The following is a 26,390-nucleotide window of genomic DNA, read 5'->3' on the forward strand; positions in this document are numbered from 1 at the left end:
CCCGGATGCTGCTGCCGGAACTGCCGCCACTGCCCGCCCTGACGCGGGCCGAGGGTGAGCTGATCGACCGTTACCTGGAGGTGCTCGACCTGCTGGGCAGGATCAACCCGGCACGGGGCGGCGACACCTACACCGGACTGCGGGCCGCCCAGGCACTGGTCGGCAAGGCCGCCGGACTGCGCGACGCGCTGACGCTGATGCATGACCGGGGCGAGAGCGAGCTGCACCGCGAGACCTTGGCACGGGCGCTCCGGGTATTGGAGGGCGAGCGCCGGGCCGGGCTCGTGATGGTGCCGCCGGCCACGGAGAGTTGACGCGACACGCACACAGGGCTGCGCATACGGCGTAGCGTCCGGGCCCGATGTGAGGAGGCGACGAATTGCGCGGGGAGACACAATTCCTTGGACCTTGGATGTTTCATCCCTGGTCCAGAGGCTGCGACGCCCCGCGCCTTGGCACTTGACGGAACAAAAGTAACCATTCAGACGAAGTGTGACCCATGTCACATACGGCATTTTCAGCTCGGAAATCTGGTGGCGGGTGCGTGACGATCCCTTCGACGGCAAGACCCCGCCACAGCGACGGGGCGGTCCGGACGGGCGCCTAATCCCGCCGCCGTACCGGATGTCCGGTCGACGTTGTGGATCGGCGGGAGCGGAGGACCCGAGCAGGACGGGGTCCCGGCCTGACGGCCGAGGGCTCCTTGGGGTGAAGCCGTACGCACGGCCGGGCATCTTCGCCTGCCCGAACCCGACAGGTCTTCCTTCGCAGGCGGCTGACGAAGGGTTTGCGCATGACTGTGCGCATGCATACGCCGAATCTGCTGGCGCGCGCCGGCACCGTCACCGCTCTGACGCTGGTCACCCTGGGCGGGACCACCGTCGCCCCAGGAGAGACCGGGAACGCCGAAGCCGCCTCCGTGTCCGCCTACGCGCTGCGGATCGCGGCCTCCAAGAGGGGCGCGCCCTACCAGTACGGCGCCCAAGGGCCGTACCGCTTCGACTGTTCGGGGCTGACGCTGTACTCGTTCAAGCGCGCCGGGCGGGCCCTGCCCCGTACCGCCGCCGAGCAGTACATCCGCACCCGGCATCTCCCGGCCTCCCTGCGCAGACGCGGTGACCTGGTCTTCTTCCGTTCCGCACGCGGCATTTACCACGTCGGCATCTACGCGGGCCGGGACCAGATGTGGCACGCCCCCAAGGCTGGGAGCGTGGTGCGGCTGGAACGGATCTGGAGCGGCGCGGTCTCCTACGGGCGGGTGGGCTGACCGGCATTTCTTCTCACATGTGATCAATTCACAGTGGGATCGGCACACTTGGCGTGCCCTGGAATCCGCGGTCGGCCCCGGGCCCGTTGCCTGCCGTTCAGGCCAGTGCGACCTCGACGAGCAGGATGCCGCCCAGCGTGGTGAGCAGCGCTCCGGTGACGGCTTCCAGGGCTCGGGTGACCCGTGGGCGGCGCAGCAGGCTGCCCAGGCGGTCGACCAGCAGCGCGACGGCCGGGAACCACACCAGCGCCATGGCGACGACCATCGTCGCGAGCAGCAGCGTACGGGGCAGCGCGGGCTCGCCGGCCGGGACGAACTGCGGGAGCAGGCTGAGGAAGAGGACCGGCGCCTTGGGGTTGAGGGCATTGGTCAGGAAACCCTGGCGCAGGCTCCGCGCGGTGCCCAGGAGCGCGGGCGGATCGTCGGCCTGCGGCGCAGGCGGGCCGGTCGCGGTGTCCTCGTGCGTCTTTCGATGCCGGACGACCCCGAGCAGCGCGCCGACTCCCAGGTACAACAGATATAGCCCGCCCAGGAGTTGGACGGCGCCGAAGAGCGCGGGCACGGCGACCAGCACGGCCGCGAGCCCGGCCACCGCCAGTGCGGTGTGCACCAGCAGCCCGCCCGCCACTCCGACGGCGGCCGCCACCCCCGCCCGGCGCGAGTCGAGCGCGTTGCGCACCACGACCGCGAAGTCCGCGCCGGGCATGGCGACCATGCCGGCGGCGACTGGGATGAAGGCGATCAGCTGTCCGTCCATGGGAGCAGTTTCGCTGGTCAGAGCCTTTAATGGGGAGTGGCAATGTTCTTGGGGAGCCTAAAGAGGTTCTTATGTACGACCCCACGCGGCTGGCCGCTCTGGTGGCGGTGGCGGAGGCCGGTTCGATCAGCAGAGCCGCCGACCGGCTGGGCTACACCGCGCCCGCGCTCTCCCAGCAGCTCGCCAAGCTGGAGCGGGAGGCCGGGACGGCGCTGCTGGTGCGCCACCACCGCGGGGCGCGGCTGACGGCGGCCGGTGAGCTGCTGCTCGTACGGGCCCGGCGGGTGCTCGACGAGCTGGATCAGGCGCGGCACGAGCTGTCCCGGCTGACGGGGCTGTCCGGCGGCCGGCTGCGGGTCGGCACGTTCATGACCGCCGGGACGCATCTGCTGCCGCCCGCGCTCAGCGCGTTCCGGCGAGCGCACCCCGATGTGGAGCTGAGCGTCACGGAGTACGTGCCTCCGCAGGCCACCGCGGCGGTGGCGCTGGGCGAGGTCGATCTGGCGCTGACACATGCGTATGTGCCGGGCGAGGCGATGCCGACGCCGGAGGGGGTGCGGCTCGAATCGCTGCTGACCGAGGAACTGGTGCTGGTCACCGCGCCGGGCCATGTCCTGGCGGCCGGCGCCGGACGGCTGCCGCTCGCCGAGCTGGCCGGTCAGCCGCTGGTCAGCATGGCGCCGGCCAACCCGAACCGGCGTGCCGTGGAGGCGGTGCTGGCGGCCGCCGGGGCGAGCGTGGCGGTGCGCTGCGAGTCGCCGAGCTATGCCGTGGTGTGTGCGCTGGTGAGCGCGGGGCTCGGGGTGGCGGTGGTCCCGGAGATGATGGCGGAGGGCTCGGTGACCCCGCTGGGTGTCCGCCGGCTGGACCCGCCGGAACTGCTCCGCCGGATCTCGGTGGCCTACCGCCCCGACGGCGCCCCGGCCGCGGACACCTTGCGCGCCCTGTTGCGCGGGGCCTTCACCCGCCACGCCGCCGCGCCGTAGCCCCAGGTATCGCCGGATGCGGCAGAGCTGGTCAGCGGACGGCGTTCTGCCAGGGCACGGTGATCCAGACGGTCTTCCCGCCGGAGTCGGTGGGGACGACCGAGAGCCGGCCGCCGGCTTCCGCGGCGAGGCAGCGGATGATGACCAGACCCCTGCCGTTGTCCTGCTGGACGGCGGCGGGCAGCCGGCGCGGGCGTCGGGGATGGCTGTCGGTGATGCCGACCCGCAGCTGTTCGTCGCGCTCCAGCCGCAGCTCGACGGTGAAGTCCGGTGACCGGCCGGAGGTGTGCACGACGGCGTTGGTCGCGAGCTCGGAGACGATCAGCCGGAGGGAGTCGGCGAGTGCGGAGCCGGCGGGCAGGCCCCATTCGGCGAGCACGGTGAGGGCGTGGGTGCGGGCGGTGCGGACCGAGGCGGGGGCGCTCGGCAGAGTCAGTGAGGATGCTTGGTGGTCTGCCATCGAGGCGCCGTCCCTTTCCCACCGAGGCCCGGGTCCGGTGCGCACCGGAGCCGGGATGCCGCTCCGGACACCGGTGCGGCCTCGGGCTTCTGCTGGGCAGCCAGACTGCCACCCCCACCGGCGATGAGATACCCGATCCACCCACATATACGGAGCCCTATCGCTCGTTGCGGTGAACTCTGCCACGCGAGACCGGATTTGGCAGGGCCGCACAGCGGGGTTCCGGGTGCAGGCCCCGGAGCGGGGCCGGTGGGGGCGGCCGGCCCCGGCCCGGAACGTCGTACGCGTCAGGCCGTCGGCGCCGTGGCCACGATCGTGCCGACCGCCGTGTCGAGCTGAGCGTCCGTCAGGTCCGCGCGGGCGGTGAGCCGCAGCCGGGAGATGCCGTCGGGCACGGACGGCGGCCGGAAGCAGCCGACCGCGAGTCCGGCCGCACGGCAGTCGGCGGCCCAGCGGACCGCCGCCTCCGGCGAGGGGGCGCGGACCGAGACCACCGCGGCGTCCGGCCGGACCGCGGCCAGCCCCGCCGCGGTGAGCCGGTCGTGCAGCTCCCGTGCGACCTGGCCGGCCCGAGCGGCGCGCTGCGGTTCGCGGCGCAGCAGTTGGAGCGCGGTCAGGGCGCCGCCGGCCGCGGCCGGGGCGAGTCCGGTGTCGAAGATGAACGACCGGGCGGTGTTGACCAGGTGCTCGATGACCCGGGCCGGGCCGAGCACCGCACCGCCCTGGGAGCCGAGGGACTTGGAGAGCGTCACGGTGGCCACCACATCACCGTCACCGGCGAGCCCGGCCGCCCACAGCGCACCGCGGCCCCCTTCGCCCAGGACGCCCAGGCCGTGCGCGTCATCGACGAGCAGCGCGGCGCCCGCGGCCCGGCATGCCTCGGCGAGCGCGGGCAGCGGCGCGGCGTCGCCGTCGACCGAGAACACCGCGTCGGTCACGGCGAGCGCCCGGCCGTCGTGGCCGGTCAGCGCCGCGCGCACGGCCTCGGGGTCGGCGTGCGGGGCCACTTCGGTACGGGCCCGGGAGAGCCGGCAGCCGTCGATGAGGGAGGCGTGGTTGCCCGCGTCGGAAACGACCAGGGTGCCGGGGGCGGTGAGCGCGGTGACGGCGGCGAGGTTCGCGGCATAACCGGACGACAGCACCAAAGCGGCCTCGAAGCCGCAGAACTCGGCGAGTTCCGCCTCCAGCCGGGCGTGCAGCTCGGTGCTGCCGGTGACCAGCCGGGAACCGGTGGCGCCGGCGCCCCAGCGGTGCGCGGCGGCGGCCGCACCGCGGGTGACCTCGGGGTGCCGGGCGAGTCCGAGATAGTCGTTGCTGGCCAGATCGAGCAACGGGGACTCGGCGGGGCGGGGGCGCAGCGTGCGGACCAGACCGGCACGATGGCGTGCGGCGCGGGCCGTGTCGATCCAGTCGAACGCCGCGTCGTACACCGGCCGGGAGGCCGCGGCGGGGGGCTCGCCGGGGCTCGCCGGCGCGGTGTCGTGGAGCAGCGACGGGGCGGAGTCCTGCGGCATCGGCGTCCTTCGTCTGTCGGCCTCGATTGTCGGCTGTCGATAGACGTTAGCGGTCGTTCCGCATGCTCACGGTGTGGTGATACACACACCTCGATCGGAGCTCGTTGTGGAGATCCTCCTTGGCCGGAGGCGGTGGCGTACGCCAGGATCAACGCCATGGACCTGCTGAACACACTGGTGGACAAGGGACTGCGGCGCGAGTTGCCGACCCGCGAAGAGGCGCTGGCCGTGCTGGCGACCTCCGATGACGAACTGCTCGATGTCGTGGCCGCGGCCGGAAAGGTGCGCCGCCAGTGGTTCGGGCGGCGGGTCAAACTCAACTATCTCGTCAACCTCAAGTCGGGCCTGTGCCCCGAGGACTGCTCGTACTGCTCCCAGCGGCTGGGCTCGAAGGCCGAGATCCTCAAGTACACCTGGCTCAAGCCGGATGACGCCTCCAAGGCGGCGGCCGCCGGGGTGGCCGGTGGCGCCAAGCGCGTTTGTCTGGTGGCCAGTGGCCGGGGCCCCACGGACAAGGACGTGGACCGCGTCTCGGAGACCATCTCCGCCATCAAGGAGCAGAACGAGGGCGTGGAGGTCTGCGCCTGTCTCGGTCTGCTCTCCGACGGCCAGGCCGGCCGGCTGCGCGCGGCGGGCGCCGATGCGTACAACCACAACCTGAACACCTCGGAAGCCACCTACGGCGACATCTGCACCACGCACGACTTCTCGGACCGGGTGTCCACCGTCCAGCAGGCCCAGGCGGCCGGTATGTCCGCCTGCTCCGGGCTGATCGCCGGTATGGGGGAGAGCGACGCCGACCTCGTCGATGTGGTCTTCGCACTGCGCGAACTGGACCCGGACTCGGTCCCGGTCAACTTTCTGATCCCCTTCGAGGGCACCCCGCTCGCCAAGGAGTGGAACCTCACTCCGCAGCGTGCGCTGCGCATCCTGGCGATGGTGCGGTTCGTCTGCCCGGACATCGAGGTACGGCTGGCCGGCGGCCGCGAGGTCCATCTGCGCAGTCTCCAGCCGCTCGCCCTGCACCTGGTCAACTCCATCTTCCTCGGCGACTATCTGACCAGTGAGGGCCAGGCCGGCAAGGACGACCTCTCGATGATCGCGGACGCCGGGTTCGAGGTCGAGGGCACGGACACCACGACGCTGCCGGAGCACCGCAGGCAGGACTGCGGCGCGGCGGCCGACGAGGCGGACGACGCAGACGGCGCGGACGGCGGCGCCGAGGAACTCACCGCCGGTGTCCCGGCGCCGTCCGAGGACACCCGCCGTGATCTGGTCTCGGTGCGCCGCCGCGGTGCCGGTACCGACCTGCCGCCCAATGCCTGAGCCGCTCGCCCCCGGCGAACTGCTCGCGCTCGACCGGCAGCATGTGTGGCACCCGTACGGGCCGATGCCCGGCAAGGCCGCACCGCTGCTGGTGGAGTCCGCGTCCGGTGTCCGGCTCCGGCTGGCCGAACCGGTCGAGGGGCAGGACGAGTTGGTGGACGGCATGTCGTCCTGGTGGTCGGCGGTGCACGGCTACAACCACCCGGTGCTCAACGAGGCCGCGCGCGGCCAGCTGGGGCGGATGAGCCATGTGATGTTCGGCGGGCTGACGCATGAGCCGGCCGTCCGGCTGGCGAAGCGGCTGGTCGACATCACCCCGGAGCCGCTGGAGCATGTCTTCCTCGCCGACTCCGGTTCGGTGTCGGTCGAGGTCGCCGTCAAGATGTGCCTCCAGTATTGGCGCTCGCTCGGGAAGCCGCGCAAACAGCGGCTGCTGACCTGGCGGGGCGGCTATCACGGCGACACCTGGCAGCCGATGTCGGTGTGCGATCCGGACGGCGGAATGCATGAGCTGTGGCAGGGGGTGCTGCCGCGGCAGATCTTCGCGGACGCCCCGCCGGCCGGCTTCGACGCGGCGCCGGACGAGGCGTATGCCGCGCAGCTGCGCGAGCTGATCGCCCGGCACGCCGAGGAGCTGGCCGCGGTGATCGTGGAGCCCGTGGTGCAGGGGGCGGGCGGGATGTCGTTCCACTCCCCCGGCTATCTGCGGGTGCTGCGGGAGGCCTGCGACGCGCATGGCGTGCTGCTCGTCTTCGACGAGATCGCCACCGGCTTCGGCCGTACGGGCGCCCTCTTCGCCGCTGACCATGCGGGCGTCGCACCCGATGTGATGTGCCTGGGCAAGGCGCTGACCGGCGGATATCTCACCCTGGCGGCGACGCTGTGCACGGCGGCGGTGGCGGACGGGATCTCCCGCGGCGCCCTGCCGGTGCTGGCGCACGGCCCGACGTTCATGGGCAATCCGCTGGCCGCGGCCGTCGCCGATGCCTCGATCGAACTGCTGCTGTCCCAGGACTGGGCGCAGGAGGTCAAGCGGATCGAGGCCGGGCTGGTGAACGGTCTGGCCCCGGCCCGGAGCATCGCCGGGGTGCGTGACGTACGGGTACTCGGCGCGATCGGCGTCGTCCAGCTCGACCACGAGGTGGACATGGCGGCCGCGACCCGGGCGGCGGTCCGGGAGGGCGTATGGCTGCGTCCGTTCCGGGATCTGATCTACACCATGCCGCCGTACATCACCGGCGACGACGATGTGGCGCGCATCTGCGCCGCGGTGCGCGCGGCGGCGCGCGAGGGCTGACCGTACGGGCGGCGGTGGCCGGGTGTCCGCGCCCCCGCCGCCCGGCGCCGCGGCCCGCGCCCCGGTGCCGGTGCCGGTGCCGGTGCCGGTGCCGGTGCCGGTGCCGGTGCCGGTAAGCACCGGGCACACAGCAACATTCCCAGTCATTGCGCGCGGGACCGTCCGCGCAGAGTCGGAGGCACAACCATGTCGGTGCTGTTCGTGACGGGCACGGGCACGGAGATCGGCAAGACCGTGACCACGGCCGCGATCGCCGCGGCGGCGCTCGCCCGGGGCCGTTCGGTGGCCGTGCTCAAGCCGGCCCAGACCGGCGTCACGGCCCATGAGCCGGGTGATGTGGCGGAGGTCGAGCGGCTGGCCGGCCCGGTCACCGGCGTCGAACTCGCCCGCTACCCGGAACCGTTGGCGCCCGCGACGGCCGCGCTGCGGTCCGGGCTGCCGCCGGTCGGTCCGCGGGACATCGCCGAGGCCACCACCAAACTGGCCGCGTCGCACGACCTGGTGCTGGTCGAGGGCGCGGGCGGGCTGCTGGTCCGCTTCGACGCGGACGGCCATACGCTCGCCGACGCCGCGCGGCTGGCCGGGGCCCCCGTCCTGGTGGTCGCCCAGGCGGGCCTGGGCACCCTCAACGCCACCGCACTGACCGCGCTGGCCCTGCGCTCGTATGGGCTCGACTCCCCGGGCGTCGTCATCGGCAGCTGGCCGGCCGAGCCCGATCTCGCGTCCCGCTGCAATCTGGCGGACCTCCCGGACGCCGCGGGCGCCCCGCTCCTCGGCCTGGTCCCGGAGGGCTCCGGCGGGCTCGCGCCGCACGCCTTCCGCACCGCGGCCCCGGACTGGCTGGCTCCGGCGCTCGGCGGATCGGGCGCGTTCGGCATCCCCTCGTGACGGCGGTGCGGCCCCGGCACACCGCCGTACGCGCCGCGTGGTGCGCGAGGACGGGAGACGTACGGCCCAGGCCCCGGGTGCCGGGCCGCTCCCGCCTCGTACGGATGTCCGGACCGCTGACGGGGTGGCTCCCGGAGACTCCTTGCCCGCCCGGTGGGGAAACTGACTCCAGGAGCGGGCATCGTCGGCGAAGGGGTCCGTCATGTGGCAGCGCAGAAGAGTTCCGCACGGCACGGTGCACCACCCGGTGTTCGCCCGTTTCTATGCGAACTGCTGCGGTCCGGCCGCGGATGCCCGGGCGGGGGTGGCCGCGCTCCGGAAGGAGCTGCTGACCGGCGCCACCGGCCGGGTCATCGAGGTCGGCGCGGGCACCGGGCTGAACTTCGCGCACTATCCGGGAACCGTCTCGGAGGTGGTGGCCATCGAGCCGGAGGCCACCCTGCGGGAGGTGGCCCGGTCGGCGGCGGCGCGTGCGGAGGTGCCGGTGGACCTGGTGCCGGGGGTGGCGGAGGCGCTGCCGGTCAAGAGCGAAGCGTTCGACACCGCGGTGGCGTCGCTGGTGCTGTGTTCGGTGTACGAGGTGCAGCGGGCGCTGCTGGAGCTGCGGCGGGTGCTGCGGCCGGGCGGTGAGCTGCGGTTCTTCGAGCACGGGCGGGCCGCGGGGCGCGGGCTGGCGGCGGTGCAGTGGTCGCTGGACCGGACCGTCTGGCCGCTGCTGATGGGTGGCTGTCACACCGGCCGGGATCCGCTGGGCGAGATCCGCACGGCCGGTTTCGAGGTGCTGCGGGTGCGCCGGCTGCGGGTGCCGGAGCGGGGGCCGACGCTGCCGACCTCACCGGCGGTGCTGGGCACGGCCCGGCGGCCGGCCGACTGAGCGGCCCGGGCGCGAGTGGCGTTCAGACCGTCCAGGTGCGCAGCGCGTCCGCGATGGCCCGGACATCGGCCGTGCCGTCCTTGACGAGGCGGGCGAGGTCGCGGACCTGCTCGGGGGAGGTGGCGATCTTCAGGCCGCTGGCGACGAGGTAGCCATAGGCGACGGCGGTCGCGAACATCGCATTCGCCTCCTCCAACGCCGGTACCTGGAGCAGGAGTTGGAGCAGCGCGGCGGCGCGGTCCTGGGGATCGGTGTAGACGGGCACACCGAATATCTCGGCTTCATGGCGGCTGACGGCGGCCACCAGGGCGCCCCAGTCGGTGACCTGGGGGTCTCCGGGGGTGTGCTGTTCGGCGATCAGAAGGAGCCAGGCGAGGTCGATGCGCAGTGTCACGTGGTGCCCGGCAGTCCTTCGTGGTCGGTGGTGCCCGGAGTGGCAGGGGGACTGCCTTCTTGCCGGCCGAATTCCTCGGCGAAGACACGCTCGTACTGCTTCATGAAGTCGGAGGCGGCCTCGACGAAGGTCTGGCCGACCTCGCCGGCGTCCTTGAGGACGAGCTCCTCGATATAGCGGTTCATGCTCACTCCCCGCTGCATAGCGCGCTCTCGCGCCGCTTCGGCAGTGGCCTCGTCCACCCTGACGTTCAGCTGCGTCTTCGCCACCCCTTAAAGCTAGCGCGCATCCGCTAGCAGCGGCAAGCGGCGGGGCGGCGGAGCCCCCGGGGCCCCGCCCGCCCGGTCGCTCCGCTGCGCGGCAACCGGGCGGGCGGCTCCCACGGCTTTACTTGTAGCCGAAGTCCTGGGTCCAGTAAGCCCGGTGCTTGCCGCCCAGGGCGACGCCTATACCGGTGGCCTTGGAGTGGCAGCTGAGGATGTTGGCCCGGTGGCCGGGGCTGTGCATCCAGGCGTCGAACGCGCCCTTGGGCGTCGTCGGCCAGGCGTCGATGTTCTCCGACGAGGCATCGTCGTACCCCTGCGCTTCCATCCGCTCCTTCGGGCCCTTGCCGTCGGTGGAGGTGTGCGAGTAGTGGCTGTGTGCGGCCATGTCCTGGCTGTGCAGCCGGGCGGCTTTGTCCAGACGGGGATCGCGGTGCAGGGGCGCACAGCCGTGCTCGACGCGTGCCTTGTTGACGAGCCGGTTGATTTCCGCCTCGTAGCGGTCGATCTTGCCGTTGCCCGACGTGGTCGCCTTCGGCGCCGGCGTGGAGGGCCGGTCGCTCGGCGTGGCGTCGGGGGTGGCGCTGCCCGAGGACCGGGGGAAGGCTTCGCTCGCCGTCGCGTTGTCCTGGGAGTTGAACACGGCCAGCGATCCGCCGAGGACACCGGCCGCGGCCAGGATGCCGATCGGAATCATCCGGACCCGGCGCCGGTGAGCACCGCGCGCCTCGCGCCGCACCGAAGAGAATTTCACGTTCAACTAAATCGTCTCCATGGGGGAATGCCGGAACGGAAAGCGGATGGCACCCATCGGCACCGCCCACTCCCCACAGGCTCGTTCGGCCACCCGAACTGCCTTTCCGAGAACAGGAGGCACCGTAACAAGGCAATCCCGTACTCCTCCCACCCGGCATTCAACTCCCCCTTGCATAAAGGAATTGCCGGGCCAATGCACTTCAGATCCTGTTAATCGGGAGAAGTTCGCTGGTGGGCCCCCTCGAAAGCCTTCGCCACAAACGAACTTGCACCGGTGATACGGCGGCCGTTGGTAAATTTCCCGCGAGTTCCGTACGATGCCGCAGCACCTCTCGACTCCCGGGGCAGGGAAAGGGAATTTCGGGCCGGGCACAGAATTTCTGAGCCTGGAGGGAAGGGCCCTTCGGCCCCGCATCGAGCTGCGGGTGGCCCCTTTCGCGGTGTCCTAACGGGTGTCCGCGAAGCCTCGTACGTCCTCGGGGTACAGCGGCCGGAGCGGATCGAGGATGCGGGCGGCCTGCTCGCGCACACTGAACACCGCTGCCCCGTCACACTGCCGCCGGGACCGCGCCCACAGGAAGTACAGCGGCGCGGTCACGGCCGGCCCTACAAGCCAGGACAGCGCCGCGCCGCCGAAGTACGCCGCCATCGGGCCGGTGTACGGGCCGGTGGCGAGGAACGGGATCTGGACGGCGAGGCCCAGGGCGTACGAGCCGAGCGCGACCGGGTCGAAGCGCCCGTGGTGGTGGTGCTCGTCGTCCGGGGCGTCGGCCGCCCCGGGGTACTCGCCGCCTCTGCCGCGGCGCAGGAGAGCGACGTCGACGAGATTGATCGCCGCCCAGGGCACCAGCACGGCCAGCAGCGCCAGGGCCAGATCGGCGAAGCGCGGCACGAAGTCGCCGGCGAGGCCGAGGGCGAGGGCCGGTCCGCAGGTCAGGACAAGAACGCCGACCGCGCCGCGGACCCAACCGGCCCGGAGTGGCTGCCCGAAGGTGAGCGTCGTCTGCACCGCGCGGTAGAGGTTGAGCGCGCTGTGGTGAAGGACGATCAAGAGGAAGAGTGCCAGCAGCACCGGCCCGAACGCCCCGGCCGCGGCGTCGAATCCGGCGGCCGGGTCCGGGCCCGGGCAGGCGGGGGCGACCACCGCACCGGCCAGGAACGGCAGCAGGGAGCCCAGGCAGGAGCCCCCGTACCTCGCCCGGAAGGCGGCGGCGGTGCGGGCGGGCCGGGGCAGCGGGCGCGCGGGGTCCGCGACGTACGGGGCGAGGGCCGGCTGCCACAGGGCGCTGAGAGAGACGATCGTGAGCCAGCCGGCGAAGGTGAAGCCGCCCCGGGTGAGGAAGTCCGCGGGCAGGCCGCGGGCCACGACGGCGGCGAGGCCGGCCAGGCAGCCGAGGCCGAGGATCACCGGCGCCGCCTTGTGGAGGAAGTGGAGCAGGCGCCGGCCGGTCAGGCAGAGCAGCCCGGAGCCGACGGCGGCGAGCAGAATGCCCCCGCCGACCGGCAGGTGGGGCGCGAGGGCATGCAGCGACCGCCCGGCGAGCACGAGGTGGGCGGCGAAGCACGCGACGTACACGGCGGCCGCGACGGCCACGCTCGGCAGCGCGCCCGGCGAACCGAACCGGACCCGGCGGCGGAGGCTGCGCGGTCCACCGGGCCGCGGGCCCGGCGCCCACCGCGACGCCGTGCACACCCCGCCCAGCAGCTGCCCGACGAGCACCGCCAAGACGCCCGACCACAGCGGCTGATGCCACACCTGCACCGCCATCGCGCCGGTGACCAGGGCCAACGGGGCGATATGGGTGCCGAATCCGAGGGTGAACAGTGCACGGGCACCCCCGTGCCGTGCGCGCTCCGGCCCTTCGCCGACGGTGTGGGTTCCGAGCGCGCCGGGCTGCGCGGCTCCGTGCCGATCGATCACGGCGGCCTCCTCGTGGCTGGCCCGCGCGGGGTCGCGGGCTGGTGGGTGACGGGACGGCCAACCGGCGGACGGGCAGCACGGAGCTGCCGGATGACCGGTGGGGCGGCGGCCGACGAGGGGGGCTGAACGGAGTCTCGGGTACCCGGGCCACCAGGTCAATGACCAAGATCCGTCCTCCCCGGGATCTCCATGTGGTGCGAGACGCACGGCACCGGCGCGCGGTTCTCCAGCAGCCGTTCGTCGCAGGGCGTGCCGCTGCGGAGGCGGCCGGAGCCGATGCCGCACGATGTGACGGTCGCGGGCCCGGCCCACGGAGGGCAGCGACGGACCGGACCGACCGCGACCGCACCGGCCATCAGGAGGACCACGCCGTGTCCGTCCCCGCCCCCGTCCCGCATCTGAAGCGCAGTCTGCGGCGCTTCGACATCATGGCGATGGGCGTCGCCGCCGTGATCTCCTTCGATGTGATCGGGCAGATCGCCGCCGGCGGCGGGCAGGCCGTCACCTGGATCGCGGTCCTCGCGGTGACGTTCCTGCTGCCCTATGCCCTGGTGTTCGCCGAGACCGGGGCGGCGTTCCCGCAGGAAGGCGGGCCCTATGTCTGGGTGGAGGTGGCCTTCGGGCGGCCGGCGGCCGTGCTGACCACGATGTTCTACTGGGTCACCAACCCCGTCTGGCTCGGCGGTTCACTGGTCTTCGTGGCGGCCGCGGCATGGGACGGCTTCGTCCTCCCGCTCGGCTCGGGGACGGTGGCGGACTACGCCTTCAAGCTGGCCTTCATCTGGGCGGCGATTCTCACCGCGGTGGTCTCGCTGCGCCGCGGCAAATGGATCACCACGGCCGGCGCCGGGGCCAAGGTCCTGGCGCTGGCCTTCTTCACCGGTACGGCGGTGGCGTACGGGATCCAGCACGGCTTCCGGGGCCTCCAGGACGCCGGCTTCTCCCCCACCGGGGTGGGGTTTCTGGCGCTGGTGCCGGTGCTGCTGTTCGCGTTCGTCGGGTTCGAGGCGCCCAATGCGGCGGGCGACGAGATGCTCGCTCCGCAGCGCGATGTGCCGGTGGCGATCGGGGTGTCGGGGGCCATCGCCACCTGCTGCTATCTGCTGCCGGTGCTGGCCATTCTCTCGGCCGCGCCGCCCGGCCGGGTCACCGGCGTCGGCGGCTTCATGGATGCCGCCCGGCTGGTCTTCGGGATCTACGGCGCCGGGCGCGAGCCGGTGCTGACCTTCGTCGCGGTGCTGTTCGTGGTGGCGCTGCTGACACAGGGCAGCGCCTGGATGATCGTCGCCGACCGGATGCAGGCGATGGCGGCCGCCGACGGCGGGTTCTTCAGCCGGGGCCTGGGCGCCTTCCATCCGCGGCTGGGTACGCCGGTCCGGATGAATCTGCTCTCCGGCGTCACCGCCACCGTGTTCATGGCCGCCGCGATGAACCTGGCGAAGGGGGACGCCTCGGCGGTCTTCGGCGTGGTGCTGACCGTCGCGATCACCACCCTGCTGCTGTCCTATCTCGCGGTGGTTCCCTCGCTGCTGGCGCTGCGGCTGCGCCACCGCGAGGTGCCCCGCCCCTACCAGGTCCCCTTCGGCGCCCGCGGTTTCACCGTGGCGACGCTGCTCGTCTACGGCTGGATCGTGCTCGGCTCATGGGTGGCGCTGTTCCCCGGCACATTGGAGCAGCTCTTCGGCCTCCCGTACGACTTCCGGGCGGTCTGGGGCGTTTCCCGGCTCACCTTCGAGGCGTTCACCCTCGGCACGGTCGCGCTGCTGCTGGCGGTCGCCGTCGCCGGGTACCTGACGCAGCGCGGGCGCAGCCGGCCCCGGGACGAGGAGCGCGCGGCCGGCCCGGCCCGATAGCGCGGGTCCGGACCGGCGGGACTACTGCTCCGGCTCGGCGACCCGGAGCAACAGTGCGTGCAGCAGCTCTCGTTCGCCGGCATCGAGCGGGACGAGCAGCTCGTCGGTGACCTCGCGGCTGGACTCATCGGTGTCGCGCAGGGCGCTGCGGCCCTGGTCCGTGAGGACCACGATGCGGCTGCGGCGGTCGCCGGGCGCGGGCCGGCGTTCGACGTAACCGAGGTCCTGGAGGTCGTCGACCAGGCTCACGATCGCGCTCGGGTCGTAGCCCAGCCGTTCGCTCAATTCCCGTTGCAGGGCCCCTTCCACGGTCGTCAGATACCGGAGCAGGGCGTAGTGGCGCAGCCGCAGGCCGTACTCCTGGAGCGCCGTGTTGAACATGCTCCCCGACCGCAGGCCGAGGCGGTACAGGAGGTAGCCGGTGTCGGCGTGGAGGGCGCGCATCCAGGGGGCGTCGGCGTCGGTCTCGGCGATCTCTGGCTCCGGTGTGAGGTCCCGTGGGAGCGGGAGCGTGGGCGGGGCGGGGCGGGCCGTCCCAGCATGGAGCATATCGAGGTCCACGGCAACTATTGACGACAACAATGATTGGTCTTAGCTTCCTTCGGGAGAGTCGGACCGCGCCGAGCCGCAGCCCAGGGCTCCCGCACCCTCCCTCCCAAGAGAAGGAGCACATCGCCGTGTCAGACCCCACTCCCCCTTCCTCCACCGACCTCAGCGGCAAGGTGGCCGTGGTCACCGGCTCCGGCCGGGGTCTCGGCCTCGCCTACGCCACCGCGCTGGCCAGGGCCGGTGCCGCCGTCGTCGTCAATGACGTGGACGCCGGGATCGCCGGGCAGGCCGTCCGGTCCCTGACCGATGCGGGCGGCCGGGCGGTGGCCGAGGTGGTGGCCGTCGGCACCACCGAGGCCGCGGACCGCCTGGTCGCCCGTGCCGTCCAGGAGTTCGGGCGGCTCGACATCATGGTCACCAACGCCGGGATCCTGCGGGACCGCGTGCTGTGGAAGATGACGGACGACGACTTCGACAGCGTCGTCACCACGCATCTGCGGGGCACCTTCACCTGTGCCCGGGCCGCCGCGGTCCGGATGCGCGAACAGGGCGAGGGCGGCAGCCTGATCCTGATCGGCTCACCGGCCGGCCAGCGCGGCAACTTCGGCCAGACCAACTACGCCGCGGCCAAGGCCGGCATCGGTGCCATGGTGCGCACCTGGTCCATGGAGCTGGGCCGGGCGGGCATCACCGTCAATGCCGTCGTCCCGGTGGCGGCGACCGCCATGACCGAGACGATCCCGGCCTTCGCCCCGTACGTCGAGGCCCTGCACCGCGGTGAGCCGCTGCCGCAGTTCCTGCGCAAGGGCGAGGGGTTCGGCACTCCCGAGGACTGTGCCGCGCTGCTGCCCTTCCTCGCCTCCGACGCGGCGCGGGGCGTCACCGGGCAGTGCATCGGCATCGGCGGTGACAAGCTCGCGCTCTGGTCGCATCCACAGGAGGTCTCGGTCGCCTACGCCGAGGGCGGCTGGACGCCGGAGGGCATCGCCGCCACCTGGCATCACTCGGTGGGCAGCAGCCCGCAGACGGTCGGCATCCCCGCTCCCCAGGCCCGGTGATCCGATGAACCCCGACGAGCTCGTCGCGATCGACGTTCACACCCATGCCGAGGTGTCGGCCAAGGGCGCCCATGCCCTGGACAACGACCTGTATGACGCCTCCAGCGCCTATTTCAAGGTCGAGGGCGCGCGCAAGCCCACCCTGGAGGAGATGGCCGCCTACTACCGGGAACGGAGGATGGCTGCCGTCGTCTTCACCGTCGACGCCGAATCCGCCACCGGCACACCTCCGGTGCCCAACGAGGAGGTCGCGGAGGCCGCGGCCGCCCACCCCGACGTACTCATCCCCTTCGCCTCGCTCGACCCCTTCCGGGGCAGGACCGCCGTCAAGCAGGCCCGGCGGCTGGTGGCGGAGTACGGCGTCCGGGGTTTCAAGTTCCACCCCAGCATCCAGGGCTTCTTCCCCAACGACCGCGATCTCGCCTACGCGCTGTACGAGGTGGTCGAGGAGACCGGGTCCATCGCGCTCTTCCACACGGGCCAGACCGGCATCGGCGCCGGCGTGCCCGGCGGCGGGGGCATCCGGCTGAAGTACTCCAATCCGCTGTACGTCGATGATGTCGCCGCCGACTTCCCGCAGATGAAGATCATCCTGGCGCATCCGTCGTTCCCCTGGCAGGACGAGGCGCTCGCCGTCGCGACACACAAACCGGGCGTGCACATCGACCTGTCCGGATGGTCGCCCAAGTACTTTCCGCAACAGCTTGTCCACTACGCCAACACGCTGCTCCAGGACAAGGTGCTCTTCGGCTCCGACTACCCCGTCCTGACGCCCGACCGCTGGCTCGCCGACTTCGCCAAGCTTCCGCTCAAGGACGAGGTCAGGCCGAAGATCCTCAAGGACAACGCCGCCCGGCTCCTCGGGCTCGCCGGTCCGGACCCCGAATCCCGCTCCTGACAAGGAGATTGTGATGCGCAACGAGGGACTGGGGTCATGGCCCGCCCGCCGGGCCCGTAAGACCCCCGGTCGCACCGCCCTCCTCCATGAGGGCGCGCCGACCTCCTATGCCGCACTCCACGAGCGCACCACCCGTCTGGGCCACGCGCTGCGCGCAGCGGGGGTCCGGCGCGGCGACCGGGTCGGCTACCTCGGCCCCAACCACCCGTCCTTCCTGGAAACGTTCTTCGCCGCCGGTCTGCTCGGCGCGGTGTTCGTGCCGCTCAACACCCGCCTCGCCGCACCCGAGATCGCCTACCAGCTGACGGACTCCGGGACGAGTGTGCTGGTGCACTCCCCGGCGCAGGCAGCCGTCGTCGACGAGCTGCGGGGCGCCGCAGACCTGCGGAGAACCGTCACCGTGGGCCCGGAGTACGAGGAGCTCCTCGCGGCCTCCTCGCGCGACCCCGTCGACGAACCCGTCGGCGGCGACGAGGTGGGCCTCATCATGTACACCTCGGGCACGACGGGCCGCCCCAAGGGCGCGATGCTCACCCACGCCAACCTCACCTGGAACGCGGTCAATGTGCTGGTGGACAGCGATCTGACGGCCGACGAGGTGGCGCTGGTGTCGGCGCCGCTGTTCCATACCGCCGCGCTGAACATGCTCACCCTGCCCGTGCTGCTGAAGGGCGGCGCCTGTGTCCTGACCGGGTCCTTCGACCCCGATGCGACCCTCGATCTGATCGAGGAGCACCGCGTGACGTTCATGTTCGGGGTGCCCGCCATGTACAGCCGGCTCGCCGGCCGGCCCCGCTGGCAGCAGGCGGACCTCTCCTCGCTGCGCACCCTCACCTGCGGCGGCGCACCGGTCCCCGGCTCGCTCATCGAGACCTACCAGCGGCGCGGTCTGTCGTTCCTTCAGGGGTACGGGATGACGGAGGCGGCCCCCGGGGCCCTCTTCCTCGACGCCGAGCACGCCGTCAGCAAGGGCGGCTCCGCCGGCGTCCCGCACTTCTTCAGCGAGGTACGGGTCGCCCGGCCCGACCTGACGCCGGTGGAGGTGGGAGAGACGGGCGAGGTGGTCGTCCGCGGGCCACATGTCATGCCCGGGTACTGGGGTCTTCCCGAGGAGAGTGCGGCAGCTTTCACCGACGGCTGGTTCCGGACCGGGGACGCCGCGCGGATCGACTCCGACGGCTATGTCACCATCGTCGACCGGCTCAAGGACATGATCATCTCGGGTGGGGAGAACATCTACCCCGCCGAGGTCGAGAACGCCCTCCTCGCCCACCCCGATGTCGCCGAGTGCGCGGTCATCGGCGTTCCCGACGACGAGTGGGGCGAGGTCGGCCGTGCGGTGGTCGTCCCCCGCGAAGGGGCGGTGCCCGACCCGGCCGGAATCCTCACCTCGCTGGCCGGCCGGCTCGCCAAGTACAAGATCCCGAAGACCCTGGTCGTGGCCGCTGAACTCCCGCGCACCGCCTCGGGAAAGCTCCTCAAGCAGCAGGTCCGCGCCCGGTACGGCGCACGCTGACCAACCCTTCCATGCGCCCCCCTTTCCGCCCCTCCCCGAGGAGAATCAAGGTGACTGTTTCCGTCCACGGCATCGACGAACTCAAGAAGCTGTCCGGCAGCGCGCTCGGCACCAGTGACTGGATCGACCTCACCCAGGACCGCGTCAACCAATTCGCCGACGCCACCGGCGACCACCAGTGGATCCATGTGGACGTCGAACGCGCGCGGCGGGGGCCCTTCGGCGGCCCCATCGCGCACGGCTATCTGACCCTGGCGCTGTTCATTCCGCTCTTCACCGACCTGCTGGAGGTCGAGGGCGTCACCACCAAGGTCAACTACGGCCTCAACAAGGTCCGTTTCCCCGCGCCCGTCCCGGTCGGCAGCCGCCTCCGGCTGACCGCCGTCCTCGCCTCCGTCGACGACATCAGCGGCGGAGTACAGATGACGGTGGACGGCACCATAGAGATCGAGGGCGGCAGCAAACCCGCCGCCGTGCTCCAGAGCGTCACGCGCTTCTACGTCTGAGCCCTCCGGATCCGGGTCCGTCCCTGCGGAAAGGGGTCGCCGATCACTTGGGCGCTCTGCTTGGCTCACCGCATGAGCGATCTCCACATCCGCAGCGCCACCGCGTCGGACATCGATACCGTGCTGACGTTCTGGCGCACGGCCGCGGAAGGCACCAGCATCAGCGACGACCACGACGGAATGGCCCGGCTCGTCACCCGGGACCCGGCGGCCCTGCTCCTGGCCGAGCGCGACGGCGTGCTCACCGGCACCGTGATAGCCGGCTTCGACGGCTGGCGCTGCCATCTCTACCGGCTGGCCGTCCACCCCGGGTACCGCAGGCAGGGCATCGGCGCCGCCCTGCTGGCGGCCGCCGAGGAGCGGTTCCGCGCGCTGGGCGGCCGGCGCGGCGATGCGATGGTGCTGGACCGCAATGAGCCGGCGCAGCATGCCTGGCGCGCGGCGGGTTACGGGCCCGAACCCCAGTGGAGCCGCTGGGTCAAACACCTCGACAGCTGAGCCCGGCATCTCCAGAGCGCGCAGAGCCCGCCCCGGCCCCGGGGCGGGCTCTTTGCACGCCGGCGACTTCGGCTCACCAGTGACTTTGCTGATCCTTTACCATGGTGTTCCCCCTCCTCAGTGAAAGGTGTGTGAGCGTCCAGCCATGGGCGAGCCTCCCAGTTGCCGGGCACCCTCCCGACAGAGCGCGAACCTCCCGATCCTGTTCGATCATGGGACGGAGGTGACTCGATGACCGACCTGCTCTTTCTGGGCGTGGCGCTCCTCCTGACCCTGGCCTGTGGTGTCTTCGTCGCGGCCGAGTTCTCGCTGACGACCGTCGAGCGCAGCGAACTGGAGCGCGCCGCCGAGCGCGGCGAGCGGGGCGCGGACAGCGCCCTGAAGGCGGCCCGCGGTCTCACCTTCCAGCTCTCCGGGGCCCAGCTGGGCATCACCGTCACCGGCCTGGTCATCGGCATGCTGTCCAAACCGGCCATCGCCACTCTGCTGGCGGGACCGCTGGACGCGATGGGCCTGTCGCGCTCGGTGGCTGATTCGTTGGCGGTGGTCCTCGGTACGGCGATCTCCACCGTCGTCCTGATGGTCGTCGGCGAGCTGGTCCCGAAGAACTGGGCCATCTCCCACCCGCTGCCCATCGCGAAGAAGGTCGCCACCGCCCAGCGCGGTTTCAGTGCCGCCTTCCGGCCGCTGATCCGGCATCTCAACAACACCGCCAACCGCACGGTCCACCGGATGGGCCTGGAGCCCGCCGAGGAGCTGGCCTCGGCCCGTGGTCCGCAGGAGCTGGTGGCGCTGGCCCGGCACTCCGCCAGGGAGGGCGCGCTGGCGCCGGACACCGCCGAGCTCTTCGTCCGCACCCTCAACCTCGCCGATCTGACCGCGGAGAACGTGATGACACCGCGGGTGCAGGCGATCGCGCTGGAGGTGCAGTCCACCGCCGAGGACGTGGCCAATGCGACCCGGGCGACCGGGCTGTCCCGCTTCCCCGTCTACCGCGGCAGCCTGGACAGCGTCGTCGGTGTGGCGCACATCAAGGACGTGCTGGCCATCCCGGCCGAGCGCCGCCCCCGCCACCCGGTCTCCGAGCTGGTCCGCGAGCCGCTGCTGGTCCCCACGACGCTGACCGTGGACCGGCTGCTCGACCGGCTCTCCGGCAAGCGCACGATGGCCGTGGTCATCGACGAATACGGCGGTACGGCCGGAGTGGTGACGCTGGAGGACATCGTCGAGGAAGTGGTCGGCGAGGTCCGCGACGAACACGACCCGCTGGAGACCCCCGACCTGGCGCCCGCCGGAACCGACGCGGCGGGCCGCAAGGCCTACCAGGCCGACGGCGCCGCGCGCACCGACCAGCTGGAGCGGATCGGCCTGCGGCTCCCGGAAGGCCCGTACGAGACCCTCGCCGGTCTGATCGCCACCGAACTCGGCCGGATACCGCAAGCCGGCGACACCCTGGAGGTGGCCGGCTGGACGATGGATGTCCTGGACGCCACCGGCCACCGCGCGGCGCGGGTGCTGCTGCACGCCCCGCTGCCGGGCAGCACCGGCTACCAGGAGCAGGAGGCCCCCCGATGACCGCGGTCCAGCTGTTCGTGGGTCTGCTGACGCTGGTCGTCAACGCCTTCTTCGTGGGCGCCGAGTTCGCCCTGATCTCGGTACGCCGCAGCCAGATCGAGCCGTACGCGGAGCGCGGTGACCGCCGGGCGACCAGCGTGCTGTGGGGGCTCCAGCATGTCTCGGCCCTGCTGGCGGCGGCCCAGTTGGGCATCACCCTGTGCACCCTGGTACTGGGCGCCGTCGCCGAGCCCGCCATCGCCCACCTCCTGGAGCCGGTGTTCCATGCCGTGGGCATCTCGACCGCGCTGATCCACCCGATCTCGTTCGTGATCGCGCTGTCGCTGGCCACCTATCTGCACATGCTCTTCGGCGAGATGGTGCCCAAGAACGTCGCCCTGGCCGAGCCGGTGCGCACCGCCCTGATGCTCGGGCCGCCCCTGGTCGCCCTGACCCGGGCCCTGCGTCCGGCGATCTTCGCGATCAACGCCCTCGCCAACGGGCTGCTCAAGCTCATGCGGGTGGAGACCAAGGACGAGGTGGCCGCGACGTTCTCGGACGATCAGCTGGCGAAGATGGTCGAGGACTCCCGGGCGGCCGGTCTGCTCGACGAGCGGGCGCAGGAGCGGCTGCGTGACGCACTGGAGCTGGGCCGCCGGCCGGTCCGGGACGTGGTGCTGCCGGTCGAGAAGGTGGTCTCCGCACAGATGGGGATCACCGCCGAGGGGCTGGAGCGACTGGCCGCCGAGTCCGGCTTCTCCCGCTTCCCCGTGGTCGACGACACCCGGCGCATCCTCGGCTATCTGCACGTCAAGGACGCCCTGGACGCCAGCCCCCGCACTCTGCCCTTCCCGGTCTCCGCGCTGCGCCCGATCGCCCGGGTGAGGGCCTCGACGCTGCTGGACGACGTACTGACGGCGATGCGCGGATCGAGTACGCATCTGGCCGCGGTGATCGGCGACGACGGGCGGCTGGCCGGGCTGGTGACGATGGAGGACGTGCTCCGGGAGCTGGTGCTGCAACGCCCCGCGGCCTGATGAAGGGGGCGGTTGAACCACCACGCGCCTGACCGATCGGTCAGATTGCTGACCGATCGGTCAGGGCGCTGCCTCGCCGGTCGCCATCGCATGCGTACGCGAGGAGGGGGCACGAGCATGGACCGCACCACGTGTTGCATCGTCGCGCGGCCACCTGTCTCTTTCCTCGCCGTCCGGACGACACCAGACCGTATACCGCGGGGATCCCCCCGGGGACCGGGCATACCGCGCGGTACGGCGGGCGGTAGGATCACCGCGCCATGGAGATGAATGCCCGCTACACCAGTTTCGTCGCGGTCGGCGACAGCTTCACCGAGGGAATGTCGGACGCCCTGCCGGACGGCTCGTACCGCGGCTGGGCCGATCTGCTCGCCGCCCGGCTGGCGGCCGCGGCCCGGGGGCCGGCCGGGGGACCCGCCGCCGCACCGGGATTCCGCTACGCCAATCTCGCGGTGCGCGGCAAGCTCATCGGGCAGATCGCCGACGAGCAGTGCGGGCCGGCGGCTGCGATGGGCGCCGATCTGGTGACGCTGGTCGGCGGGCTCAATGACGTTCTGCGGCCCCGGTGCGACGTGGACCAGGTGTGCGCCCGGTTCGAGGACGCCGCCGGGCGGCTGGCCGGGGGCGGCGGTCAGCTGGTGCTGATGCGCAGCCCGGGGCGGCAGGGGCCCGTACTGGAGCGTTTCCGGCCGCGCATGGAGCAGCTGTTCGCGCGGATCGACGCGGTGGCCGCGCGGCACGGTGCTGTCGTGGTGGATCTGTACGCCTCCAAGGCGCTGTCCGACCCGCGGCTGTGGGCCGACGACCGGCTGCATCTGAACGCCGAGGGGCACCGCCGGGTGGCGGAGGCGGTCTGGCAGGCGCTCGGGCTGGCCGCCGAGTCGGAGTGGGACGCGCCGCTGCCGGCCGCCGCACCGCCGGGCTGGGGTGCGCGGCGCGCCGCGGATCTGCGGTTCGCGCGCGAACATCTGGGGCCGTGGATAGGCCGGCGGCTCACCGGCCGTTCCTCCGGTGACGGCCGTCCGGCCAAGCGCCCCGAGCTGCTGCCGTACGGGGACTGACACCGGGCGGCGCCGGGCTCCGGACCCCCGCACCCGGCTTGGAGGAACATACAGCCGGGACCGGGGCGCTGGCCTGCGCAAACCGCCAGTAGACTCTGACCACGTGACTGCTGTGTCTGCGAAGCCTCGCATCCCCAATGTCCTGGCCGGCCGCTACGCCTCCGCGGAGCTGGCCGTGCTGTGGTCCCCCGAATACAAGGTCAAGCTGGAGCGGAAGCTGTGGCTTGCCGTACTGCGCGCGCAGAAGGACCTGGGGGTGGAGGTCCCCGAGCAGGCGCTGGCCGACTACGAGCGGGTCCTGGACGACGTCGACCTGGCCTCCATCGCCGAGCGCGAGAAGGTCACCCGGCACGACGTCAAGGCCCGTATCGAGGAGTTCAACGCCCTCGCCGGCCATGAGCAGGTCCACAAGGGCATGACCTCCCGCGACCTGACCGAGAACGTCGAGCAGTTGCAGGTGCGGCTCTCGCTGGAGCTGATGCGCGACCGTACGGTCGCCGTGCTGGCGCGCCTGGGCTCGCTGGCCGCCCAGCACGCCGAGCTGGTCATGGCGGGCCGCTCGCACAATGTCGCCGCCCAGACCACGACCCTCGGCAAGCGTTTCGCGACCGCCGCTGACGAGCTGCTGGTGGCGTTCGCCCGGCTGGAGGAGCTGCTCTCCCGCTACCCGCTGCGCGGCATCAAGGGCCCGGTCGGCACCGCCCAGGACATGCTCGACCTGCTCGGCGGCGACGCCACCAAGCTCGCCGACCTGGAGCAGCGGATCGCCGCGCACCTCGGTTTCGGCCAGGCCTTCACCTCCGTCGGCCAGGTCTACCCGCGGTCGCTGGACTACGACGTGGTGACCTCGCTGGTGCAGCTGGCCGCCGCGCCCTCCTCGCTGGCCAAGACCATCCGGCTGATGGCCGGCCACGAGCTGGTCACCGAGGGCTTCAAGCCCGGCCAGGTCGGTTCCTCGGCGATGCCGCACAAGATGAACACCCGCTCCTGCGAGCGCGTCAACGGCCTGATGGTGATCCTGCGCGGCTATGCCTCGATGGCCGGTGAGCTCTCCGGCGACCAGTGGAACGAGGGCGATGTGTCCTGCTCCGTGGTGCGCCGGGTGGCCCTGCCGGACTCGTTCTTCGCACTGGACGGCCTGCTGGAGACGTTCCTGACCGTGCTCGACGAGTTCGGCGCCTTCCCCGCCGTCATCGGCCGCGAGCTGGACCGCTATCTGCCCTTCCTCGCCACGACGAAGGTGCTGATGGGTGCGGTGCGCGCCGGTGTGGGCCGCGAAGAGGCGCATGAGGCGATCAAGGAGAACGCGGTCGCCTCGGCGCTGGCCATGCGGGAGCAGGGCGCGGAGCGCAACGAGCTGCTGGACAAGCTCGCCGCCGATGCGCGGATCCCGCTGGACAAGGCGCAGTTGGACGCCCTGATGGCGGACAAGCTCTCCTTCACCGGCGCGGCGGCCGACCAGGTGACGGCCGTCGTCACCCGGATCGGGGAAATCGCCAAGCAGCACCCGGAGGCCGCGGCGTACACCCCCGGCTCGATCCTCTGACGCGAGGAGCCATGGGCTTCACCCCCGAAGAGCTGGCAGCCGCTCGCGACCGCGTCGTTCCGGACGTGGCCGCGAGCGGCCTTCGGGTGCTCTTCTGCGGTATCAACCCCGGGCTGATGACGGCCGCCACCGGTCATCACTTCGCCCGGCCCGGCAACCGTTTCTGGCCGGTGCTGCACGCCGCCGGCTTCACCCCGCGCCAGTTCCGGCCCGCCGAGCAGGAGGAGTTGCTCGCCCATGGCCTCGGCATCACCAATGTCGTGGCACGGGCGACGGCCAAGGCCGACGAGCTGACCGCACAGGAGTACCGCGAGGGCGGCCGGCTGCTGGCCGAGAAGGTGGCGCGGCTGCGCCCCCGCTGGCTGGCCGTCGCCGGTGTCACCGCGTACCGCGTCGCCTTCGACGACAAGAAGGCCGCGATCGGGCCCCAGCAGCGCACACTGGGCGACACCCGCATCTGGGCCCTGCCCAACCCCAGCGGGCTGAACGCCCATTGGACGGTGGCGGCCATGGCGGAGGAGTACGGACGGCTGCGCGCCGCGGCGTTCGCGGAGGGCGACGGCGCATAAGGCCGTGCACCGTTCGGCCGGCCGTCATCTTGAAGGCATGTACATGCCTACCTGACAGCTCTACTCTGACGCCGCCCGCGCAGCCCCCACTCCCATACGGAGACTCCTGTGCCTGCCACGTCCGCGTCGCCCTCCGCCGCCGAGGCCCCCTCCTCCCACCGCATCCGCCGCTCACGACGCCGCGAAGTCACCGCGCTCGCCGGGGCGTTCGCCCTGGCCGCCGCCGGTCTCGGCATCTGGGCCGGCAACGGCTTCGGCGCCGAGGCCACCACGGCCGCAGTGCCCACCCCCGACCATGTGGTCGTGGTCGTCTTCGAGAACCACGCCTACGGCCAGGTGATGGGCAGCTCCAGCGCCCCGTACCTCAACTCCCTGGCCTCCGGCGGCGCCGACCTGACCGCGTCCTACGCCGAGACCCACCCCAGCCAGCCCAACTACTACGCCCTCTTCTCCGGCGACACCCAGGGCGTCACCGACGACAGCTGCGTCGACCCGGGCTTCAGCGACGCCCCCAACCTCGCCTCCGAGCTGACGGCGGCCGGCAAGTCCTGGGCGAGCTACAACGAATCGCTGCCGTCCGAGGGCTCGACCACCTGCAAGAGCGGCAACTACGCGCAGAAGCACAACCCGTGGTTCGGTTTCAGCAATGTCTCCACCGGCTCGGCCCACACCTTCGACGCCTTCCCGACCGACTTCTCGCAGCTGCCCACCGTCTCGTTCGTGGTGCCGAACCTGTGCAGCGACATGCACGACTGCTCGGTGTCCACGGGTGACACCTGGCTGAAGAACCACCTCAAGAGCTACGCCGACTGGGCCAAGACCCACAACAGTCTGCTGCTGGTCACCTTCGACGAGGACAACCGGCTCAGCGGCAACCGCATCCCGACCGTGCTGTACGGCCAGCCCGTACAGGCCGGCTCCACCTCGGCCACCACCTACAACCACTACGACGTGCTACGCACCCTGGAGGACATGTACGGCACCTCGCACGCGGGCCGGGCCGCCGACGCCAAGGACATCAGCGGTATCTGGGCCGGCTGAC

27 protein-coding genes and 1 riboswitch are annotated in these 26,390 nt (G+C 71.9%); of the genes, 19 read left to right on the top strand and 8 right to left on the bottom strand.

Going from position 1 to position 26,390, the window contains the following annotated elements; genetic code table 11:
- Positions 1-5 precede the first annotated feature (5 nt).
- Both ACZ4XD_RS03925 and ACZ4XD_RS03930 read left to right on the top strand, forming a co-directional pair.
- Positions 6-314, top strand: coding sequence for a hypothetical protein (locus ACZ4XD_RS03925; RefSeq protein ID WP_042158197.1), 309 nt, complete (start codon positions 6-8; stop codon positions 312-314).
- A 289-nt stretch (positions 315-603) separates the two neighbouring features.
- A riboswitch (cyclic di-AMP (ydaO/yuaA leader) is annotated at positions 604-789 on the top strand.
- Positions 790-793: 4 nt separating this feature from the next.
- The gene (locus ACZ4XD_RS03930) at positions 794-1,267 is read left to right on the top strand and encodes a C40 family peptidase (RefSeq protein WP_468037919.1); all 474 of its coding nucleotides are present in this window, start codon (positions 794-796) and stop codon (positions 1,265-1,267) included.
- A 97-nt stretch (positions 1,268-1,364) separates the two neighbouring features.
- Here the strand turns inward: ACZ4XD_RS03930 and ACZ4XD_RS03935 are convergent, their stop codons facing one another.
- Positions 1,365-2,024 carry a LysE family translocator gene (locus ACZ4XD_RS03935; protein WP_468037920.1) on the bottom strand — a complete coding sequence of 220 codons (660 nt, stop codon included), beginning with the start codon at positions 2,022-2,024 and terminating at the stop codon, positions 1,365-1,367.
- A gap of 71 nt (positions 2,025-2,095) precedes the next feature.
- On the opposite strand from ACZ4XD_RS03935, the gene ACZ4XD_RS03940 reads away from it, so the two are divergent.
- Positions 2,096-3,010 (top strand): LysR family transcriptional regulator, encoded by a 915-nt coding sequence (locus ACZ4XD_RS03940; RefSeq protein WP_468037921.1) that lies wholly within the window; start codon positions 2,096-2,098, stop codon positions 3,008-3,010.
- Between the two features lie 31 nt (positions 3,011-3,041).
- Here ACZ4XD_RS03940 and ACZ4XD_RS03945 read toward each other — a convergent pair whose 3' ends face one another.
- Both ACZ4XD_RS03945 and ACZ4XD_RS03950 read right to left on the bottom strand, forming a co-directional pair.
- Positions 3,042-3,470 (bottom strand): ATP-binding protein, encoded by a 429-nt coding sequence (locus ACZ4XD_RS03945; protein ID WP_468037922.1) that lies wholly within the window; start codon positions 3,468-3,470, stop codon positions 3,042-3,044.
- 287 nt (positions 3,471-3,757) lie between these two features.
- A complete protein-coding gene (locus tag ACZ4XD_RS03950; RefSeq protein WP_468037924.1) occupies positions 3,758-4,984 on the bottom strand; it encodes an 8-amino-7-oxononanoate synthase in 1,227 nt (408 codons plus the stop codon).
- Between the two features lie 156 nt (positions 4,985-5,140).
- On the opposite strand from ACZ4XD_RS03950, the gene bioB reads away from it, so the two are divergent.
- The 4 genes from bioB (at position 5,141) to ACZ4XD_RS03970 (ending at position 9,369) form a co-directional block, all read left to right on the top strand.
- Positions 5,141-6,310 carry a biotin synthase BioB gene (gene bioB / locus ACZ4XD_RS03955; RefSeq protein WP_468037926.1) on the top strand — a complete coding sequence of 390 codons (1,170 nt, stop codon included), beginning with the start codon at positions 5,141-5,143 and terminating at the stop codon, positions 6,308-6,310.
- Entirely contained in the window at positions 6,303-7,607 is a 1,305-nt protein-coding gene (locus ACZ4XD_RS03960) for an adenosylmethionine--8-amino-7-oxononanoate transaminase (protein ID WP_468037928.1), read from the top strand. Before bioB ends, ACZ4XD_RS03960 begins: the two co-directional genes overlap by 8 nt.
- A gap of 186 nt (positions 7,608-7,793) precedes the next feature.
- Positions 7,794-8,495: a dethiobiotin synthase gene (gene bioD, locus ACZ4XD_RS03965; RefSeq protein WP_468037930.1), complete on the top strand. Its 702-nt coding sequence runs from the start codon at positions 7,794-7,796 to the stop codon at positions 8,493-8,495.
- Between the two features lie 202 nt (positions 8,496-8,697).
- Positions 8,698-9,369, top strand: a complete 672-nt coding sequence (locus ACZ4XD_RS03970; RefSeq protein ID WP_468037932.1) for a class I SAM-dependent methyltransferase — start codon at positions 8,698-8,700, stop codon at positions 9,367-9,369.
- Between the two features lie 22 nt (positions 9,370-9,391).
- Here ACZ4XD_RS03970 and ACZ4XD_RS03975 read toward each other — a convergent pair whose 3' ends face one another.
- The 4 genes from ACZ4XD_RS03975 to ACZ4XD_RS03990 form a co-directional block, all read right to left on the bottom strand.
- Positions 9,392-9,763: a fic family toxin-antitoxin system, toxin component gene (locus ACZ4XD_RS03975; RefSeq protein WP_423603250.1), complete on the bottom strand. Its 372-nt coding sequence runs from the start codon at positions 9,761-9,763 to the stop codon at positions 9,392-9,394.
- On the bottom strand, positions 9,760-10,032 hold the full coding sequence (locus ACZ4XD_RS03980; RefSeq protein WP_468037935.1) for a toxin-antitoxin system HicB family antitoxin: 273 nt from the start codon (positions 10,030-10,032) through the stop codon (positions 9,760-9,762). Before ACZ4XD_RS03980 ends, ACZ4XD_RS03975 begins: the two co-directional genes overlap by 4 nt.
- 118 nt (positions 10,033-10,150) lie before the next feature.
- Positions 10,151-10,780: a CAP domain-containing protein gene (locus ACZ4XD_RS03985; protein ID WP_468037937.1), complete on the bottom strand. Its 630-nt coding sequence runs from the start codon at positions 10,778-10,780 to the stop codon at positions 10,151-10,153.
- A 447-nt stretch (positions 10,781-11,227) separates the two neighbouring features.
- Complete coding sequence (locus tag ACZ4XD_RS03990; RefSeq protein WP_468037939.1) at positions 11,228-12,703, bottom strand: purine-cytosine permease family protein; 1,476 nt, start codon at positions 12,701-12,703, stop codon at positions 11,228-11,230.
- A 371-nt stretch (positions 12,704-13,074) separates the two neighbouring features.
- Between ACZ4XD_RS03990 and ACZ4XD_RS03995 the strand changes: the two genes are divergently transcribed.
- The gene (locus ACZ4XD_RS03995) at positions 13,075-14,556 is read left to right on the top strand and encodes an APC family permease (RefSeq protein ID WP_468037941.1); all 1,482 of its coding nucleotides are present in this window, start codon (positions 13,075-13,077) and stop codon (positions 14,554-14,556) included.
- Positions 14,557-14,577: 21 nt separating this feature from the next.
- On the opposite strand, the gene ACZ4XD_RS04000 is transcribed toward ACZ4XD_RS03995, so the two are convergent.
- Positions 14,578-15,000: a MarR family winged helix-turn-helix transcriptional regulator gene (locus ACZ4XD_RS04000; RefSeq protein WP_468038342.1), complete on the bottom strand. Its 423-nt coding sequence runs from the start codon at positions 14,998-15,000 to the stop codon at positions 14,578-14,580.
- A 233-nt stretch (positions 15,001-15,233) separates the two neighbouring features.
- On the opposite strand from ACZ4XD_RS04000, the gene ACZ4XD_RS04005 reads away from it, so the two are divergent.
- The 11 genes from ACZ4XD_RS04005 (at position 15,234) to ACZ4XD_RS04055 (ending at position 26,389) form a co-directional block, all read left to right on the top strand.
- A complete protein-coding gene (locus tag ACZ4XD_RS04005; protein WP_468037943.1) occupies positions 15,234-16,163 on the top strand; it encodes an SDR family NAD(P)-dependent oxidoreductase in 930 nt (309 codons plus the stop codon).
- Positions 16,164-16,167: 4 nt separating this feature from the next.
- On the top strand, positions 16,168-17,061 hold the full coding sequence (locus ACZ4XD_RS04010) for an amidohydrolase family protein (RefSeq protein WP_468037945.1): 894 nt from the start codon (positions 16,168-16,170) through the stop codon (positions 17,059-17,061).
- A gap of 13 nt (positions 17,062-17,074) precedes the next feature.
- Positions 17,075-18,577 carry an acyl-CoA synthetase gene (locus tag ACZ4XD_RS04015; protein ID WP_468037947.1) on the top strand — a complete coding sequence of 501 codons (1,503 nt, stop codon included), beginning with the start codon at positions 17,075-17,077 and terminating at the stop codon, positions 18,575-18,577.
- Between the two features lie 11 nt (positions 18,578-18,588).
- Positions 18,589-19,083, top strand: a complete 495-nt coding sequence (locus ACZ4XD_RS04020; RefSeq protein WP_468037949.1) for a MaoC family dehydratase — start codon at positions 18,589-18,591, stop codon at positions 19,081-19,083.
- A 72-nt stretch (positions 19,084-19,155) separates the two neighbouring features.
- Positions 19,156-19,581: a GNAT family N-acetyltransferase gene (locus ACZ4XD_RS04025; RefSeq protein ID WP_468037951.1), complete on the top strand. Its 426-nt coding sequence runs from the start codon at positions 19,156-19,158 to the stop codon at positions 19,579-19,581.
- Positions 19,582-19,812: 231 nt separating this feature from the next.
- Positions 19,813-21,156 (top strand): hemolysin family protein, encoded by a 1,344-nt coding sequence (locus ACZ4XD_RS04030; protein WP_468037953.1) that lies wholly within the window; start codon positions 19,813-19,815, stop codon positions 21,154-21,156.
- Positions 21,153-22,172 carry a hemolysin family protein gene (locus ACZ4XD_RS04035; protein ID WP_468037955.1) on the top strand — a complete coding sequence of 340 codons (1,020 nt, stop codon included), beginning with the start codon at positions 21,153-21,155 and terminating at the stop codon, positions 22,170-22,172. Before ACZ4XD_RS04030 ends, ACZ4XD_RS04035 begins: the two co-directional genes overlap by 4 nt.
- A 260-nt stretch (positions 22,173-22,432) precedes the next feature.
- On the top strand, positions 22,433-23,233 hold the full coding sequence (locus ACZ4XD_RS04040; RefSeq protein WP_468037957.1) for an SGNH/GDSL hydrolase family protein: 801 nt from the start codon (positions 22,433-22,435) through the stop codon (positions 23,231-23,233).
- A 112-nt stretch (positions 23,234-23,345) separates the two neighbouring features.
- The gene (gene purB / locus ACZ4XD_RS04045) at positions 23,346-24,779 is read left to right on the top strand and encodes an adenylosuccinate lyase (RefSeq protein ID WP_423611989.1); all 1,434 of its coding nucleotides are present in this window, start codon (positions 23,346-23,348) and stop codon (positions 24,777-24,779) included.
- A gap of 11 nt (positions 24,780-24,790) precedes the next feature.
- On the top strand, positions 24,791-25,348 hold the full coding sequence (gene mug, locus ACZ4XD_RS04050) for a G/U mismatch-specific DNA glycosylase (RefSeq protein WP_168482855.1): 558 nt from the start codon (positions 24,791-24,793) through the stop codon (positions 25,346-25,348).
- A gap of 162 nt (positions 25,349-25,510) precedes the next feature.
- Positions 25,511-26,389, top strand: a complete 879-nt coding sequence (locus ACZ4XD_RS04055; protein ID WP_468038344.1) for an alkaline phosphatase family protein — start codon at positions 25,511-25,513, stop codon at positions 26,387-26,389.
- Position 26,390: the final 1 nt, after the last annotated feature.

The organism is Streptomyces sp. NPDC029466, from assembly GCF_055574515.1.

Excerpts from the sequence above, each read along its gene's own strand:
- ACZ4XD_RS04010 (WP_468037945.1), top strand. The coding sequence starts at position 16,168 with ATGAACCCCGACGAGCTCGTCGCGATCGACGTTCACACCCATGCCGAG.
- ACZ4XD_RS04020 (WP_468037949.1), top strand. The coding sequence starts at position 18,589 with ATGCGCCCCCCTTTCCGCCCCTCCCCGAGGAGAATCAAGGTGACTGTT.
- bioB (WP_468037926.1), top strand. The coding sequence starts at position 5,141 with ATGGACCTGCTGAACACACTGGTGGACAAGGGACTGCGGCGCGAGTTG.
- ACZ4XD_RS04015 (WP_468037947.1), top strand. The coding sequence starts at position 17,075 with ATGCGCAACGAGGGACTGGGGTCATGGCCCGCCCGCCGGGCCCGTAAG.
- ACZ4XD_RS04000 (WP_468038342.1), bottom strand. The coding sequence starts at position 15,000 with ATGCGCGCCCTCCACGCCGACACCGGCTACCTCCTGTACCGCCTCGGC.
- mug (WP_168482855.1), top strand. The coding sequence starts at position 24,791 with ATGGGCTTCACCCCCGAAGAGCTGGCAGCCGCTCGCGACCGCGTCGTT.
- ACZ4XD_RS03970 (WP_468037932.1), top strand. The coding sequence starts at position 8,698 with ATGTGGCAGCGCAGAAGAGTTCCGCACGGCACGGTGCACCACCCGGTG.
- ACZ4XD_RS03945 (WP_468037922.1), bottom strand. The coding sequence starts at position 3,470 with ATGGCAGACCACCAAGCATCCTCACTGACTCTGCCGAGCGCCCCCGCC.
- ACZ4XD_RS03925 (WP_042158197.1), top strand. The coding sequence starts at position 6 with ATGCTGCTGCCGGAACTGCCGCCACTGCCCGCCCTGACGCGGGCCGAG.
- ACZ4XD_RS04040 (WP_468037957.1), top strand. The coding sequence starts at position 22,433 with ATGGAGATGAATGCCCGCTACACCAGTTTCGTCGCGGTCGGCGACAGC.
- ACZ4XD_RS04035 (WP_468037955.1), top strand. The coding sequence starts at position 21,153 with ATGACCGCGGTCCAGCTGTTCGTGGGTCTGCTGACGCTGGTCGTCAAC.
- ACZ4XD_RS03950 (WP_468037924.1), bottom strand. The coding sequence starts at position 4,984 with ATGCCGCAGGACTCCGCCCCGTCGCTGCTCCACGACACCGCGCCGGCG.
- bioD (WP_468037930.1), top strand. The coding sequence starts at position 7,794 with ATGTCGGTGCTGTTCGTGACGGGCACGGGCACGGAGATCGGCAAGACC.
- ACZ4XD_RS04030 (WP_468037953.1), top strand. The coding sequence starts at position 19,813 with ATGACCGACCTGCTCTTTCTGGGCGTGGCGCTCCTCCTGACCCTGGCC.
- ACZ4XD_RS04025 (WP_468037951.1), top strand. The coding sequence starts at position 19,156 with ATGAGCGATCTCCACATCCGCAGCGCCACCGCGTCGGACATCGATACC.
- ACZ4XD_RS03935 (WP_468037920.1), bottom strand. The coding sequence starts at position 2,024 with ATGGACGGACAGCTGATCGCCTTCATCCCAGTCGCCGCCGGCATGGTC.
- ACZ4XD_RS03930 (WP_468037919.1), top strand. The coding sequence starts at position 794 with ATGACTGTGCGCATGCATACGCCGAATCTGCTGGCGCGCGCCGGCACC.
- ACZ4XD_RS03940 (WP_468037921.1), top strand. The coding sequence starts at position 2,096 with ATGTACGACCCCACGCGGCTGGCCGCTCTGGTGGCGGTGGCGGAGGCC.
- ACZ4XD_RS03960 (WP_468037928.1), top strand. The coding sequence starts at position 6,303 with ATGCCTGAGCCGCTCGCCCCCGGCGAACTGCTCGCGCTCGACCGGCAG.